The 772-nt window shown below is 40.4% G+C and carries 1 protein-coding gene; it reads right to left on the reverse strand.

Annotated elements, in window-relative coordinates:
• Positions 1-46: 46 nt before the first annotated feature.
• On the reverse strand, positions 47-772 hold a 726-nt coding region (locus E1163_RS13980; protein WP_155172830.1), incomplete at its 5' end, for a DUF4905 domain-containing protein.

Consider the following 772-nt stretch of genomic DNA (forward strand, 5'->3'; position numbering starts at 1 on the left):
ATGTGCAACGCAAAAAGTTACGACATCTGCTACTAAATATGGGTTTTCAGTTTAACTGATATATAAAAAAATCTGCATTGTCCTTTACAAAGATAAGCTTGTTGTGATAAATGAAGAAAGTATCATCGCTTATTCCGCTCAGGTCATTACCAAGCCTCTCCCGAAGCAAGTGATTGCCCTCGTGATCAACAACTAGCAAATCATTCGCCAGTTTATTGTTTTTGTTCAGATAGTAGAAGGATATAACCATAACGCGGTCATCTTCATAATAATCTACACTCCTTACAATATGCAGGTTAGCGGAGGCTGTTATAAACTGACTCACCGTTTTAAAATACTCGCTCCCCTCACGATAGATAAACGGTTTTTTAAGCAATTTATTTTCCGCATGCCCTGCCCCATTTATGGGGTTGCCGGAGTTACCATTGGAGCTTAAAGGTTCCCCTGTCCGAATATCGAAACAAGAGATATCATCTTTGTCAGGCTCCATCAGCCAAACTTTATCACCCGCTACTTCCATGATGTTGTGACCTTCCTTTTTCCATAAAATTTTGTCAAGCTTAAAATCATAGGAAAAAACATTCTTCACATCGGGGTTCTCCTGGTCTGGGAAAGTATAAAATAATATAGTATCGTTGCCCAGGGAAGAGGCTCCTATCCACCAGTTTTCTTCAAAAGTAAGCCCTTTCTCGATAAATTTCCCGGTAGCTACATCCAGCAGGTTGTAGTGCACCTGAAACTTCTCATCTTCACGGACTTCCAACAGCAGCAA

Source organism: Fulvivirga kasyanovii, assembly GCF_009711405.1.
GTDB lineage: Bacteria > Bacteroidota > Bacteroidia > Cytophagales > Cyclobacteriaceae > Fulvivirga > Fulvivirga kasyanovii.